The sequence below is a fragment of the Paracoccus aerodenitrificans genome (genome assembly GCF_027913215.1).
Taxonomy (GTDB): Bacteria; Pseudomonadota; Alphaproteobacteria; order Rhodobacterales; family Rhodobacteraceae; genus Paracoccus; species Paracoccus aerodenitrificans.
This window is the reverse complement of the sequence record NZ_CP115784.1, coordinates 1,803,714-1,816,096: the sequence shown is the minus strand read 5'-3', so window position 1 is coordinate 1,816,096 and position 12,383 is coordinate 1,803,714. Positions and strand designations below refer to the sequence as shown.

At 60.3% G+C, this 12,383-nt stretch carries 12 protein-coding genes and 1 tRNA gene; 9 read left to right on the top strand and 4 right to left on the bottom strand.

The window, feature by feature from the left end:
* Window position 1 precedes the first annotated feature (1 nt).
* Window positions 2–1,126 (bottom strand): zinc-binding dehydrogenase, encoded by a 1,125-nt coding sequence (locus tag PAE61_RS10300; protein ID WP_271112303.1) that lies wholly within the window; start codon window positions 1,124–1,126, stop codon window positions 2–4.
* A gap of 279 nt (window positions 1,127–1,405) precedes the next feature.
* Between PAE61_RS10300 and PAE61_RS10295 the strand changes: the two genes are divergently transcribed.
* From PAE61_RS10295 to PAE61_RS10265, 7 genes are all read left to right on the top strand, one after another.
* Complete coding sequence (locus PAE61_RS10295; RefSeq protein WP_271112302.1) at window positions 1,406–2,695, top strand: ABC transporter substrate-binding protein; 1,290 nt, start codon at window positions 1,406–1,408, stop codon at window positions 2,693–2,695.
* Window positions 2,696–2,764: 69 nt separating this feature from the next.
* Entirely contained in the window at window positions 2,765–3,670 is a 906-nt protein-coding gene (locus PAE61_RS10290; protein WP_271112301.1) for a branched-chain amino acid ABC transporter permease, read from the top strand.
* A gap of 56 nt (window positions 3,671–3,726) precedes the next feature.
* Entirely contained in the window at window positions 3,727–4,683 is a 957-nt protein-coding gene (locus PAE61_RS10285; RefSeq protein WP_271112300.1) for a branched-chain amino acid ABC transporter permease, read from the top strand.
* Complete coding sequence (locus PAE61_RS10280) at window positions 4,680–5,429, top strand: ABC transporter ATP-binding protein (RefSeq protein WP_271112299.1); 750 nt, start codon at window positions 4,680–4,682, stop codon at window positions 5,427–5,429. The genes PAE61_RS10285 and PAE61_RS10280 overlap by 4 nt, the downstream gene beginning before the upstream one ends.
* Window positions 5,429–6,109 carry an ABC transporter ATP-binding protein gene (locus tag PAE61_RS10275; protein WP_271112298.1) on the top strand — a complete coding sequence of 227 codons (681 nt, stop codon included), beginning with the start codon at window positions 5,429–5,431 and terminating at the stop codon, window positions 6,107–6,109. The genes PAE61_RS10280 and PAE61_RS10275 overlap by 1 nt, the downstream gene beginning before the upstream one ends.
* A 9-nt stretch (window positions 6,110–6,118) precedes the next feature.
* Window positions 6,119–7,573: an aldehyde dehydrogenase family protein gene (locus tag PAE61_RS10270; protein ID WP_271112297.1), complete on the top strand. Its 1,455-nt coding sequence runs from the start codon at window positions 6,119–6,121 to the stop codon at window positions 7,571–7,573.
* 26 nt (window positions 7,574–7,599) lie between these two features.
* The gene (locus tag PAE61_RS10265) at window positions 7,600–8,349 is read left to right on the top strand and encodes an SDR family oxidoreductase (protein WP_271112296.1); all 750 of its coding nucleotides are present in this window, start codon (window positions 7,600–7,602) and stop codon (window positions 8,347–8,349) included.
* Between the two features lie 66 nt (window positions 8,350–8,415).
* On the opposite strand, the gene PAE61_RS10260 is transcribed toward PAE61_RS10265, so the two are convergent.
* The gene (locus tag PAE61_RS10260) at window positions 8,416–9,408 is read right to left on the bottom strand and encodes a 2-hydroxyacid dehydrogenase (RefSeq protein ID WP_271112295.1); all 993 of its coding nucleotides are present in this window, start codon (window positions 9,406–9,408) and stop codon (window positions 8,416–8,418) included.
* A 169-nt stretch (window positions 9,409–9,577) separates the two neighbouring features.
* Here PAE61_RS10260 and PAE61_RS10255 point away from each other — a divergent pair, with 169 nt between their 5' ends.
* Window positions 9,578–10,384, top strand: a complete 807-nt coding sequence (locus tag PAE61_RS10255) for an SH3 domain-containing protein (RefSeq protein WP_271112294.1) — start codon at window positions 9,578–9,580, stop codon at window positions 10,382–10,384.
* Between the two features lie 162 nt (window positions 10,385–10,546).
* Window positions 10,547–10,621, top strand: a tRNA-Thr gene (locus tag PAE61_RS10250).
* Window positions 10,622–10,671: 50 nt separating this feature from the next.
* On the opposite strand, the gene PAE61_RS10245 is transcribed toward PAE61_RS10250, so the two are convergent.
* Together PAE61_RS10245 and PAE61_RS10240 are read right to left on the bottom strand one after the other, a co-directional pair.
* Complete coding sequence (locus PAE61_RS10245) at window positions 10,672–11,055, bottom strand: hypothetical protein (protein WP_271112293.1); 384 nt, start codon at window positions 11,053–11,055, stop codon at window positions 10,672–10,674.
* Window positions 11,056–11,617: 562 nt separating this feature from the next.
* Window positions 11,618–12,375 (bottom strand): IS5 family transposase gene (locus PAE61_RS10240; protein ID WP_271112274.1). Its coding sequence is split into 2 segments (ribosomal slippage): window positions 11,618–12,039 and window positions 12,039–12,375, totalling 759 coding nucleotides; the frame shifts between segments, so codons are not numbered across the junction.
* Window positions 12,376–12,383 lie beyond the last annotated feature (8 nt).

The window sequence follows — 12,383 nt, the reverse complement described above, 5'->3', positions numbered from 1 at the left end:
GTCAGCCGAACTCGATCACCTGTCGGATCGCCGTGCCGTCATTCAACTGGTCCATTGCCAGATTGATCTGGTCCAGCCGGAGCCGGTGAGTCAGCATTTTCTCGACCGGCAGCTTGCCTTTCGCGTAAAGCGACAACATGCGCGGCAGATCGCGTTGCGGCACGCAAGAGCCGATATAGCTGCCTTTCAGCACCCGTTCTTCCGCGACAAGCTGAAGCACGTTCAGCGGCATTCTGGCATCGGGGTGCGCCAGACCTGCCGTGACGGTCATGCCGCCGCGTCGCGTCGCTTTCCATGCGGTTTCAAGCGCCGTCGCACTGCCCGCGAATTCCAGCGCATAATCCACCCCGCCCGAAGTCAGGTCGCGGATTGCATCGGCGGTGCTGCTGTCGGCCTTCACGGTCTGCGTCGCGCCCATCTCGCGGGCGGTGTCCATCTTCGCGTCGAATGTGTCGATGGCAATGATCTCACCGGCTCCGGCGGCAGCCGCGCCGAGGATCGCCGAAAGCCCGACCCCGCCAAGGCCGAACACTGCAACCGTCGCGCCCGGAGCGATATGGGCGGTGTTGAAGACGGCACCAGCCCCGGTCAGCATGGCACAGGAAAACAGCGCCGAGATATGCGGCGGAATCCCGGCATCGACCTTGACCAGAGAGGGCCGCGCCAAGACGGCATGGGTTGCGAAACCGGACACGCCGACATGGTGATTGACCGGCTTGCCATCCATCGACAGACGACGCGCACCGGTCATCAGCTCTCCCATGCCGTGATGTTTCGCGGCGACCGTGCATAGGGCAGGGCGGCCTTCGGCGCAGGGCAGGCAATGTCCGCAGCCGGGGGCGAAGATGCAGACGACATGATCGCCGGGGCTCAGATCCTCGACACCGGGGCCGACCTGCTCGACATAGCCCGAGGCTTCGTGGCCGAGCACCATCGGCACAGGGCGGGGACGGTCACCGTTGATGACCGACAGATCCGAGTGACAGACCCCGGCAGCGGCCAACCGGATCAGCACCTCGCCCCGCTCGGGGGCGGCAAGCTCGACCTCGCGGACGGTCAGCGCCTTGGCGGCCTCGAAACCTGACGATATCCCGCTTTGCTCCAGCACGGCTGCTGTTATCTTCATCTCTCTCCTCCCATGAGATCTTCCGCCGATCTTATGTCGGTCATTGTCGGATATAGAATAGTTCCGAAGTTCCCATATCGCAAAGCTATGGCTGAAATCACCGCAAGCTATTGGCCGGGTTCGGAATGCTCGCCTAGTCTGAAGTCTGTTCCGCTGCACGGACATGACCCGGGGGAGGGGTGGGCAGCATGCCGGTTCGCCGCGACGGGCTGACCGCAGGACATATTCCGGCCACCCGGCCCGGGTCGTCGGATGAGATCAGAAACGGGAGGAAATGACATGAAAAAACTGCTGGGTACGACGCTGATCTGCGCCAGTTTACCATTCGCCGCCTTCGCTCAGGAAAAACCGGAATCGATCAAGATCGGGATTGCGACATTCCTGACCGGATCGGCCTCGGTCTTTGGCGTTCCGGCGCGGGACGCTGCGGATCTGATCGTCAAGAATATCAATGAGGCTGGCGGCATTGAAGGCGTGCCGGTCGAGGTCTCCTATATCGACGAGGGAGCGGGCGCCGAGACGCTGACCTCGGAGTTTCGCCGGCTGGTCGAAAGCGAGAATGTCGATGTGATGTTCGCCGCGATTTCATCGGGGAACTGCACCACCATCGCGCCGTTGGCGGAAGATCTTCAGGTTCCGAATTTCCTGTGGGATTGCGGGACGCAGCGGATATTCGAAGAGGACGATTACAAATATGTCTTCCGCACCCAGGCCAATGCCACGCCCGAGATGCTGGCCGCCGTGCTGTATCTGCTTCAGGAAAAACCCGATTTTTCGACAATCGCCGTCGTCAATCAGGATTATGCCTGGGGGCGGGATAGCTGGGATATCTTCTCGACCGCGCTGAAGGCGATGAAGCCCGATGTCGAGGTGGTGGGCGAGTTTTTCCCGAAATTCGGCTCGGCGGATTTCTCGACCGAGATTTCACGGCTTCAGGGGCTGCGCCCGGATGTGATCCTGTCGACCTCATGGGGCGGGGATCTGGACACATTCGTTCAGCAGGCATCGCAGCGGGGGCTGATGAACAGCTCGACCTTCGTGCTGCCGCTGGCGGAATCCTCTCTGGAACGGCTCGGCTCCAGCCTGCCTGCGGGTCACATCGTGGGGGCGCGGGGCGATCACTATTTCCTGCACCCGGCACGCCGCGACGATCAGGATTTCAAGGATTTTGTTGATCAGTTCCAGGAAAGCACCGGCAGCGTCCCGATCTATTCGGTCTTTCACATGGCGCAGGCCTTCGCCGCGCTTGAGGCGGTTTATGCTAGGGCCATCGAGGAAAATGGCGGTGCATGGCCGGATGAGGATCAGCTTCTGGCGGCGATGGAAGGGCTGGAATTCCAAGGCTATGGCAACCCGATCACCATCCGCGAGGATAATCAGGGCATCGAGGATCAGCTTATGGGGACCTCGGTTCAGTCCGGTGAATATCCTTTCGCCACGCTGGAAAATATCGTGATCTATGATGGCGACGATCTGACAGCGCCGGTGGGCGAGGATTCCATCGAATGGGTCGGCTCTCTGGACAGCAGCTTCGCGGAAAGCGCAGGGTCCGAGACCTACGAAAACTGATCGCTGTTCCGGGGCGGGGGAGATCTCCGCCCCGGGACCGTAGCCGCCGCAAGCCGGAAAGCTGTCTGCATGAATATGACGCTCTTTATCCTCGCTCTGTTCGACGGGATCGCCTATGCCGCGCAGGTCTTTGTCGTGGCGCTTGGTCTGACACTGATCTTCGGGGTGATGCGGATCCTGAACATCGCGCATGGGTCACTCTATGCGATCGGAGCCTATCTGACGGTCACGCTGACCGGGGTGGCGCTTGCGGCGGGGGCGCCGCCTCTGCTGACCCTGCCGCTGATGCTGGTTTCGGCGGTTCTGATTGGTGTGATCCTTGGCGGCCCGATAGAGTGGCTGCTGTTGCGCCGCATCTATGACAAGCCCGAGGTGCTTCAGCTTCTGGTCACATTTGCCGTGTTCATGATTCTTGAGGATGTTCAGCGGCTGGTCTGGGGCTCGCAGCCCTATTTTCAGGCCGCCGCGCTGCAATCGCTTGGAAATGTCACCGTGTTCGGTGTGACCTATACAGTGTATCAGCTCATCCTGCTGCCGCTTGTCGCGCTTGGCCTGCTGATCGGGCTGCGCTTCTTCCTGCGGCACACGGTCATCGGCAAGCTGATCATGGCCACGACCGAGGACCGAGAGGCCGCGCAATCCATAGGTATCGACGCCGACCGGGTTTTCCTGCTGACCTTTATCGTTGGCGCGGCTCTGGCCGGGCTTGGCGGGGCGCTTGCCTCGCCGACTACCTCAATCCTTCCCGGGATGGGAGCGGATATGATCGTGCTGTCCTTCGCGGTCGTTGCGACGGCCGGGCTTGGTCAGATCGGCGGTGCCGCCGTAACCGCGCTGATGATCGGACTGGGCCGGTCCTTTGCGGTCTATATCTGGCCCGAGGCCGCATCGCTGGTGCCGTATCTGATCATGGTTCTGGTTCTGCTTGTCCGGCCCGAGGGGCTTTTCGGCAGCCCTTCGGCGCGTAAGATCTGAACCGCCATGTCCTGCATGAAACTCAGCCCCGCCTGCCAACCGGTCCGGAGCAACAGATGAATATCAAGACCATTCTTCCGATTGTCGCGGCAATATTGCTGCTGCTGGTTCCCTATCTGGCACCCTCGGCGCAGCTTCTGGTGAATCTTGCACTGGCCAAGGGGCTGGCGGTTGCCGGAGTGACCGTGCTTCTGCGTGCGGGACAGGTGTCCTTCGGCCACGCGCTGTATTTTGCCGTTGCCGCCTATTCCGGCGCGTTCCTGCTGGCGGCGATGCCCGGGGCGGAACTGATCCTCGTGCTGATCGCGGGGATTGTCGGCGCGGCTGTTGCCGGGTTCTTCGTCGGGCTGTTCGTGGTACGCTATCGCGGGATCTTCTTCGGGATGCTCAACCTGGCCTTCTCGATGATCTTCTGGTCGATCCTTGAGAAATTCTATCACATCACCGGAGGTGCGGACGGCAAAAGACTGCCGCGCCCCGCGATCTTCGGCGAGGAACTGGGCCGCCATGATTTCGAGCTGATCCTGTTCTATGTGACGGTGGTTCTGGTCTTCGCTCTGGGATGGTTCGCGATCCGCTGGCTGGATTCGCCAACCGGGCAATTATTCAGAACCGTCAAGACCAATGAGACAAGGCTGGAATATCTGGGCGTCTCGCCGCAAACAGCATTGCTGCGCGGCTATATGCTGTCGGCGGTGCTGTGCGGCACGGGCGGCATCCTGATGGGGATTGCGCAGGGTGTCGTGACGCCGGAATATGCGTGGTGGGTCCGCTCGGGCGAGATGGTGTTCATCGCGGTTCTGGGGGGCGCGGGCTCGGTCCGGGGCGCATTTATCGGGGCGATGATCTATGAATTCGTCCGGGTTTACGCCGCAGCCTTTGCGGGCGATGTCTGGCAGATGCTGCTTGGAGCCTTCCTGCTGGTCATCATCCTGTTCGCACCGCGGGGCGTGATCGGCTTTCTGGAGGATATCCGCCTGAGCCGGGGCGACAAGACGGAGGCAGGACGATGACGGCACCCTTGCTGGAGACCCGCAATCTGGTGATCCAGTTCGGCGGGGTGGTTGCGGCGGATAATGTCTCTCTGACCATCGAGGCAGGCCGTAACCTCGCTATTATCGGGCCGAACGGGGCGGGCAAGACGACCTTCCTGAATATCTGCACCGGCTGGATCAAACCGACACGCGGGCAGGTTCTGTTCGAGGGCAGGGACATCACGCCTCTGCCTCCGCGCAGGATCGTGCAGCACGGCGTCGCCCGTGCCTTTCAGATCCCTCAGCTTTTCACCGAACATACCGCACGGGAAAATCTGCTGATCTCGGTCGCGGCGCGGGAGGGGCTGCGCAAACCGCTCATGCCGCTTGGCAGGATCCCTCAGCAGGATGAGGTGATGCGCCTGCTGGAGCTGGTGAATTGCTCCGATGTCGCCGACCGTCCGGTGATTGAACTTTCCGAAGGGCAGCGCAAGCTGATCGACATCGCCGTCGCCCTTGCCCTGAAGCCGAAGCTTCTGCTGATGGATGAGCCGACATCGGGCGTCGCATCCTCGGAAAAACACGGGGTGATGGAAATCCTCGTGAAGGCCCTTGCCGAGGCCGAGGTGACGTCGGTTTTTGTCGAGCATGATATGGGGATCGTCCAGCGCTATGCCGATGAGGTGGCAGTGTGGAACTCGGGCAATGTGCAATTGCGCGGCACGCCTGAAGAAGTGCTGAAACATCCCGACGTGATCCGCGACGTGATCGGAGAGGTGGTCTGATGCTGCAATTGAAGAATGTCGATGCCGCGATCGGGATCATGCCGATTCTGCGCAATCTGGATTTCAGCATAGATGCGGGCGAAACCGTGGCGCTGATCGGGCGCAACGGGGCAGGCAAGACCACGCTTCTGCGCAGTATCATGGGGTTCACCAAGGTCACTGGCGAGATCCTTTTTCATGGCGACCGGATCGAGGGGATGGCTCCGTCGAAGCGCCCCGGGCTTGGGATCGGCTATGCACCCGAGGACCGGCGGCTGTTCTCGGCCTTCACGGTCGAGGAAAATCTGCTTCTTCCGGCGCAGACCGCCAAACTTGGTGCGGATGAAACAAGGCGGCGTCTTGAACGCGCCTATTCGATCCTGCCCGAGTTGAAGGATATGGCGCAGCGCCCGGCGGGGAATGTTTCGGGCGGGCAGGGCAAGATGGTGGCTCTGGCCCGTGCGCTGATGCTGGGAACGCGGCTTGTCATGCTGGATGAGCCGTTTCAGGGTCTCGCCCCGGCGCTTGCGCATCGTTATGCCGAGGCGCTGCGGGCGCTGCGTGACGCCGACCGCTCGGTCACGCTGATCGTCACCGAATCCAACCCTGCGCTGTTGCGCGGATTCGCCGACCGTACGCTGGTGATCGAGCGCGGCGAGGTCACAGAGGGCTCGCTGGAGCCGACAACCGAGAACGCATAGGATGACATCATGAGCAAGACAGGGCTGACGCTGCCGGAACCGCTTAATCTGATCAATAATGAATGGGTGCCTGCCCAATCGGGCAAGGTGATGGAGGTGCTGTCTCCGATTGACGGAAAGCCTTTCTCGGAAATCGCCGACAGCGATGCGGCGGACATAGACGCCGCCGTTTCAGCCGCCCGCGCGGCCTTTGACGATGGCGAATGGGGCAGGCTCAGCGCTGCTGAACGGGGCAGGCTGATGCTGAAGCTCTCGGCGCTGATCTCGGAGAATGCCGAGGCACTGGCGCAGCTTGAGAGCCGCGATAACGGCAAGCCGATCAAGCAGGCCCGCGCCGATATGGCCGTGACTGCGCGTTACTTCGAATATTACGGCGGTGCGGCGGACAAGGTTCATGGCGAGATAATTCCGTTCATGACCGGCTATAATGTCGAGGTGCAGCGCGAACCGCATGGCGTGACCGGGCATATCATCCCGTGGAACTATCCGGCGCAGATGTTCGGCCGCTCGGTCGCGCCGGCACTGGCAATGGGGAACGCGACCGTCCTGAAACCCGCCGAGGATGCCTGCCTGACCGCCTTGCGCATCGGCGCCTTATCCGTTGAGGCCGGGTTTCCTCCGGGAGCGATCAATATCGTGACCGGGCGCGGGGAAACCGCCGGGAAGGCGCTGTCCGAACATCGCGGCATTGATTTCATCTCATTCACCGGCTCGCCCGAGGTCGGCGTGATGATCCAGGTCGCGGCGGCGAAAAACTTTATCGGCTGTACATTGGAACTTGGCGGCAAATCCCCTCAGATCGTGTTCGACGATGCCGATCTGGATGCGGCGATGCCGTTTCTGGTCAATGCGCTGATCCAGAATGGCGGCCAGACCTGTTCGGCGGGAACGCGTGTGCTGATCCAGAAGGGTGTTTACGATGAGGTCGTCTCGCGGCTGAAAGAGAAATTCGAAACGATCGAGGCTTCCGATTCCGGCGAAGATGCGGTTCTGGGGCCGCTGATCAGTGCGCGGCAGAAAAAACGCGTCGAGACATATATTAAGGAGGCCGGAGCGCCGGTCATCGCACGCGGCTCGGTCGCGGCAAATGCGCCGGATGGCGGGTATTACGTCGCCCCGGTGGTGTTCGGCCCCTGTGAGCCCGGCTCCCGGATCGCGCAGGAAGAGGTGTTCGGCCCGGTCATGGCCGTGATCCCCTTCGAGGATGAGGCCGAGGCGATCCGCATCGCGAATGGCACGGAATACGGGCTTGTCGCCTCGGTCTGGAGCCGCGACGGCGGGCGTCAGCAGCGCGTGGCCAAGGCGATGCGCTGCGGGCAGGTCTTCGTGAATGGCTATGGTGCGGGCGGCGGGGTCGAACTGCCCTTCGGCGGGATCCGCAAATCCGGTCATGGCCGCGAGAAAGGCTTCGTGGCGCTGCATGAGTTCTCGCATATCAAGACCATCGTCACACATCACGGCTGAGATATTTTATAAGAAGGAGAGACCGGATGAGACTTCAGGATAAGGTAACGCTGGTCACCGGCGCGGCGTCGGGTTTCGGCAAGGGCATTGCAGAGACCTATATCGCCGAGGGCGCAAAGGTCGCCGTGGTCGATCTGAACGGTGAGGGTGCCGAGAACGTCGCGGCCGAACTGGGCCGGAACGCCATCGCCATACGCTGCGACGTGTCGAAAGCAGAAGATGTACAGGCGGCGGTCGACAAGACGCGTGACGCATTCGGGCGGCTTGACGTGGTTGTCAATAACGCCGGATGGACCAATCCCAACCGGCCGCTGATGGAGACGGATGAGGAAACATTCCGCAAGATCTACGACATCAACGTGCTGTCCATCTTCCATATGACGAAAAGCTGCGTCCCGGTCTGGCGTGAGCAGGGGGGCGGCGTGATGCTGAATGTCGGCTCGACCGCAGGGATCAGGCCGCGCCCGGGGCTGACCTGGTATAACTCATCCAAGGGTGCGGTGAATCTGATGACCAGATCGCTTGCGGTCGAGCTTGCTCCCGACAAGATTCGTGTCTGCGGGATCGCCCCTGTCATGGGTGTGACCGGGCTTCTGGAGCAGTTCATGGGCGTCCCCGATACGCCGGAAAACCGCGAGAAATTCATCGCCACCATTCCGCTTGGCAGGCTTTCGCAGCCGCGCGACATCGCGAATGCCGCGCTTTACCTTGCCTCGGACGAAGCCGATTTCATTACCGGGGTGATCCTTGAAGTGGATGGCGGGCGTACGATCTGAGCACAGGCAGAGGACGAACAGCGCCGTCTCTGAAAGGGCGGCGCTTTTTTCCGAATTGCCGCGTCCCTAAATCCCTCCGGGACTCAGCAGATCCGGCGGAAGCTGCCCTTCGGCGAATGACCGGATATTCAGGATCACCTTTTCGCCCATCTCGATCCGGCCTTCGACCGTGGCACTGCCCATATGCGGCAGCAGGACCACATTCGGCAGGTTGCGCAGCCTCGGATTGGCCTCATGGCCATGTTCGTACACATCCAGCCCGGCCCCGGCGATCTCACCGGCGCGAAGCATCCGGGTCAGGGCGTTTTCGTCGATCACCTCTCCGCGGGAGGTGTTGATCACCACCGCGCCGGGTTGCAGCAAGTGCAGGCGCCGCGCCGAGAGAAGATGAAATGTTGCAGGCGTATGCGCGACATTGACGCTGACGACATCCACGCGGGCCAGCATCTGATCCAGACTGTCCCACCAGCTTGCCTGAAGCGCCTTCTCGCATTCCGCGTCAAGCCGGTTGCGGTTGTGGTAATGGATCTCCATCCCGAAGGCGCGGGCCCGGCGGGCCACCGCACGGCCAATCCGTCCCATGCCCAGAATACCCAGCTTGCGGCCTCCGATCCTGCCGCCCAGAAACGCGGTCGGAGACCAGCCTTCCCATTCGCCCGACTGCATCACCGCCATACCCTGATTGAGCTTCCGGGTCACCGCGATGATCAGCGCCATCGTCATATCGGCAGTATCCTCGGTCAGCACGCCGGATGTGTTGGTGACAAGGATGCCCCTCTTCCCGGCACCCGGCAGATCGATATGATCCACTCCGACCCCGTAATTCGCGATCAGCTTCAGCCTTTCCCCGGCTTTCTCCAGCAACTCGCCGTCGATCCTGTCTGACAGCGAAGGCACGATCACATCGCTGTCCTGCATGAGGGCAAGCAGCTCGTCGCGGTCCATCCGGTGATCGTCTTCGTTCAGGCGGACATCGAAAAGCTCCCGCATTTTCGATTCAACCGGTTCGGGCAGGCGTCGCGTAACGGCCACACGCAGCGAGGATTTGTCACCGCTCATGATTTCCTCCCTTTCAACCTCACGTCACTTGCTGCAAACTGCACTTGATCGGGGCGCAGGCACAAGACCCCGAAAGCCGTACAGAAAAACGATGCGGCATTGAGGCAAGGCGGCGCAAGTCGCGGAACACAAGACGGCACAAGCCGTTGCAGAGGGCAGGTTAGGGAAGATGGCGCATATCTCTCCGTCGTTCCGTCGTGCGTATCGCATGGCGAAAAGAAACGGAATCGGCAGGACCGGAAATCCGAGGGCAGGGCTGAGCAGGCCTGTTTCCGCATGGCGGAATCTCAGCCTTCCGGTCAAGGCGGCGATGGGCTGCTCGGCTGCGGTGCTGGCGCTGATGTTGCTGGCGCCTGCCCATGCTCTGAATAATGAGAACGCTCCGGCGCAAGAAGATCCCGCCGTCGCGAATATGGCGGCTCCGGTCGAAACCGTGTCTCCTCCCGCCGAGGCCCAGATCGGGACAACCCGCCCCGCAGCGCGCCCCGAGCGTATTGCCTCGGTTCAGCCGACCGCATCCAATCCCGCCACCCCCAAGCCCGAGCAGATGCGGGGCCCGGTAACCCGTCTGCCGATCCCGCGCTATGTCTCGCTGAAAGGCGATCAGGGTAATGTGCGCCGCGGACCGTCTCTGTCGCACCGTATCGACTGGGTGTTCAACCATGCGGGAATGCCGCTTCGCGTGGTGGGCGAGTTCGGAAACTGGCGCCGGGTCGAGGACCGTGACGGCGCAGGAGGCTGGGTCCATTACCAGCTGATCTCCGGCGTCCGAACAGCCATTATCCAGCAGGATATGGTTGATCTTCGCTCGCGCCCCGATCTGAACGCCGGTGTGATCGCACGGGCCGAGGGTGGAGCCGTTGTGCGCCTTGGCAAATGCGATCTCGACTGGTGCCGCATTTCCGGTTCCGGCGCGAGCGGATGGGTCCGCAAGGACACGATCTGGGGAGTCGATCCGGACGAGATCCGCGAGTGATCCCGTATCCGTGCCGAGGAGCCTTGCCCTATCGGGCGGGCGTTGCGGAAAAAGATAACCCGGATGTTTTTCACAGCTTCTACATGAAAAACTTGCACGAGCCCCTTGCGCCGCCTCCCCCCCTCGTCTAAATCGCGCCACACGGTCCCAGGACCACCCGGCGCTGCCGTAGCTCAGGGGTAGAGCACTCCCTTGGTAAGGGAGAGGTCGAGAGTTCAAATCTCTCCGGCAGCACCATTTCGTTTTGGCCCAGAAGATTTCCCTAAGTAGTTGAATGGGAACAAAAATTATGTGGTTCTATACGCCCTATTTTGACCGCATATCAGTGGTTCCACAAAGACCAATCTAAGCACCATTTGGCGCATGACGAAGTCACCATTTTTATATATATTCCAAAGGTTTGATAGGAAATTCAGGGGGATTGCAATACAGTCCTTTAACCATCCCTTATGCTGTACGGCTGTCTCAACCCATTCGGCAAGTACGATCTTCTGGCGCTCCAGCTTTTTGATACGCGCTTCATAGGCGCGGACGACCGATGCATTCGTGGCATCAACGATCCGATCCAATAGGCTCTCGATCTCCCGATCTACTTTCTTGATCTGCGACTGAAGCTCGTACTTCTCGCCATCTGATATTGCCAGGCGCATATCCCACGCATCGCGAAGCATGGCCTTCGCGAGTTCGGAGAGCTCGCGAACAGGTTACAGGTCTTCCATGATCTCGGCAAAAGCGCCTTCTATCTTTGTCCGAGGAACCGACTTGCTCTTTGCTTTGCAGTCGTGCGTCTCGCATCGATAATAGGCGTAGTGCTTGGTTTTTCCCTTCGACCACGCCGCAGTCATGCGTTGCCGCAGCAGCCACATCTGACGAATCCACGGAGCAGGAAATCTTCGTTGAAGTCCTTACGTGCAGCAGAGAGCCGTTTGCGGCCTTCGACGTCGGGCTTTCCATTAATTTTTGATTCTGACCGCATCAAGAGAAAAAATTTTTCTAATAGGATTAAAAAATACGAAATGGTTCAGCTTAGAAGTCATCACGCGAATAGTTTATAAAATATATCTATTACTTATCATGGCGGTAATAATCGTACGCTATTATAAATGACATAAGTCAAACGAGCGCTAAATCTACATGTTAAATGCTTGGGTGTGGCTTTTGGATTGCACTATGGCTGCATTTTTTTTGGAGGACGCACCGATGGATGATCTTAGGCTCAGGACTCGTTCTTGATCATAACCAGAAGATGACGGTCGCGGCGAGCAGGATTGCAGAGAAGAAGGTCTCGGGGCAACGGTCGTATCGGGTGGCGACGCGCCTCCAATCCTTGAGTCGGCCGAACATGATTTCGATGCGGTTGCGGCGTTTGTATCGCCGCTTGTCGTATTTGACGGGTTTCTTGCGCGACTTCCGACCCGGGATGCAAACCTTTATCCCCTTGTTTTTCAAGGCATCTCTGAACCAGTCGGCATCATAGCCCCGATCGGCCAGCAGCCAATCCGCCTCCGGCAGGCTGTTCAGAAGTGCCGCTGCCCCGGTGTAATCACTGACTTGTCCGGCGGACATGAAGAACCCTATCGGCCGGCCCTTCGCGTCGGTGACGGCGTGCAGTTTCGTGTTCATGCCGCCTTTCGTTCGCCCGATCTGGCGCCCGCGCCCCCTTTTTTGACCCGCAGGCTCGAGGCCGTGCGGTGCGCTTTCAGATAGGTCGCGTCGATCATGATCGTATTGTGTTCGGCGCTCTCGGCGGCGAGGCCCACCATGATCCGGGCGAAGGTCCCGTTCTCGCTCCAGCGCTTCCAGCGGTTGTAGAGCGTCTTGGCGGGGCCGTAGTCCGTCGGCGCGTCGCACCATCGCAAGCCATTACGATTGATGAATATTATGCCGCTCAGCACACGCCGGTCGTCAACGCGTGGCTTGCCGTGGGATTTCGGGAAATAGGGTTTCAGACGCTCCATCTGCGCGTCAGTCAGCCAGAAAAGGTTGCTCATAAATCAGG

Excerpts from the sequence above, each read along its gene's own strand:
- PAE61_RS10300 (WP_271112303.1), bottom strand. The coding sequence starts at position 1,126 with ATGAAGATAACAGCAGCCGTGCTGGAGCAAAGCGGGATATCGTCAGGT.
- PAE61_RS10295 (WP_271112302.1), top strand. The coding sequence starts at position 1,406 with ATGAAAAAACTGCTGGGTACGACGCTGATCTGCGCCAGTTTACCATTC.
- PAE61_RS10290 (WP_271112301.1), top strand. The coding sequence starts at position 2,765 with ATGAATATGACGCTCTTTATCCTCGCTCTGTTCGACGGGATCGCCTAT.
- PAE61_RS10285 (WP_271112300.1), top strand. The coding sequence starts at position 3,727 with ATGAATATCAAGACCATTCTTCCGATTGTCGCGGCAATATTGCTGCTG.
- PAE61_RS10280 (WP_271112299.1), top strand. The coding sequence starts at position 4,680 with ATGACGGCACCCTTGCTGGAGACCCGCAATCTGGTGATCCAGTTCGGC.
- PAE61_RS10275 (WP_271112298.1), top strand. The coding sequence starts at position 5,429 with ATGCTGCAATTGAAGAATGTCGATGCCGCGATCGGGATCATGCCGATT.
- PAE61_RS10270 (WP_271112297.1), top strand. The coding sequence starts at position 6,119 with ATGAGCAAGACAGGGCTGACGCTGCCGGAACCGCTTAATCTGATCAAT.
- PAE61_RS10265 (WP_271112296.1), top strand. The coding sequence starts at position 7,600 with ATGAGACTTCAGGATAAGGTAACGCTGGTCACCGGCGCGGCGTCGGGT.
- PAE61_RS10260 (WP_271112295.1), bottom strand. The coding sequence starts at position 9,408 with ATGAGCGGTGACAAATCCTCGCTGCGTGTGGCCGTTACGCGACGCCTG.
- PAE61_RS10255 (WP_271112294.1), top strand. The coding sequence starts at position 9,578 with ATGGCGCATATCTCTCCGTCGTTCCGTCGTGCGTATCGCATGGCGAAA.
- PAE61_RS10245 (WP_271112293.1), bottom strand. The coding sequence starts at position 11,055 with ATGCTTCGCGATGCGTGGGATATGCGCCTGGCAATATCAGATGGCGAG.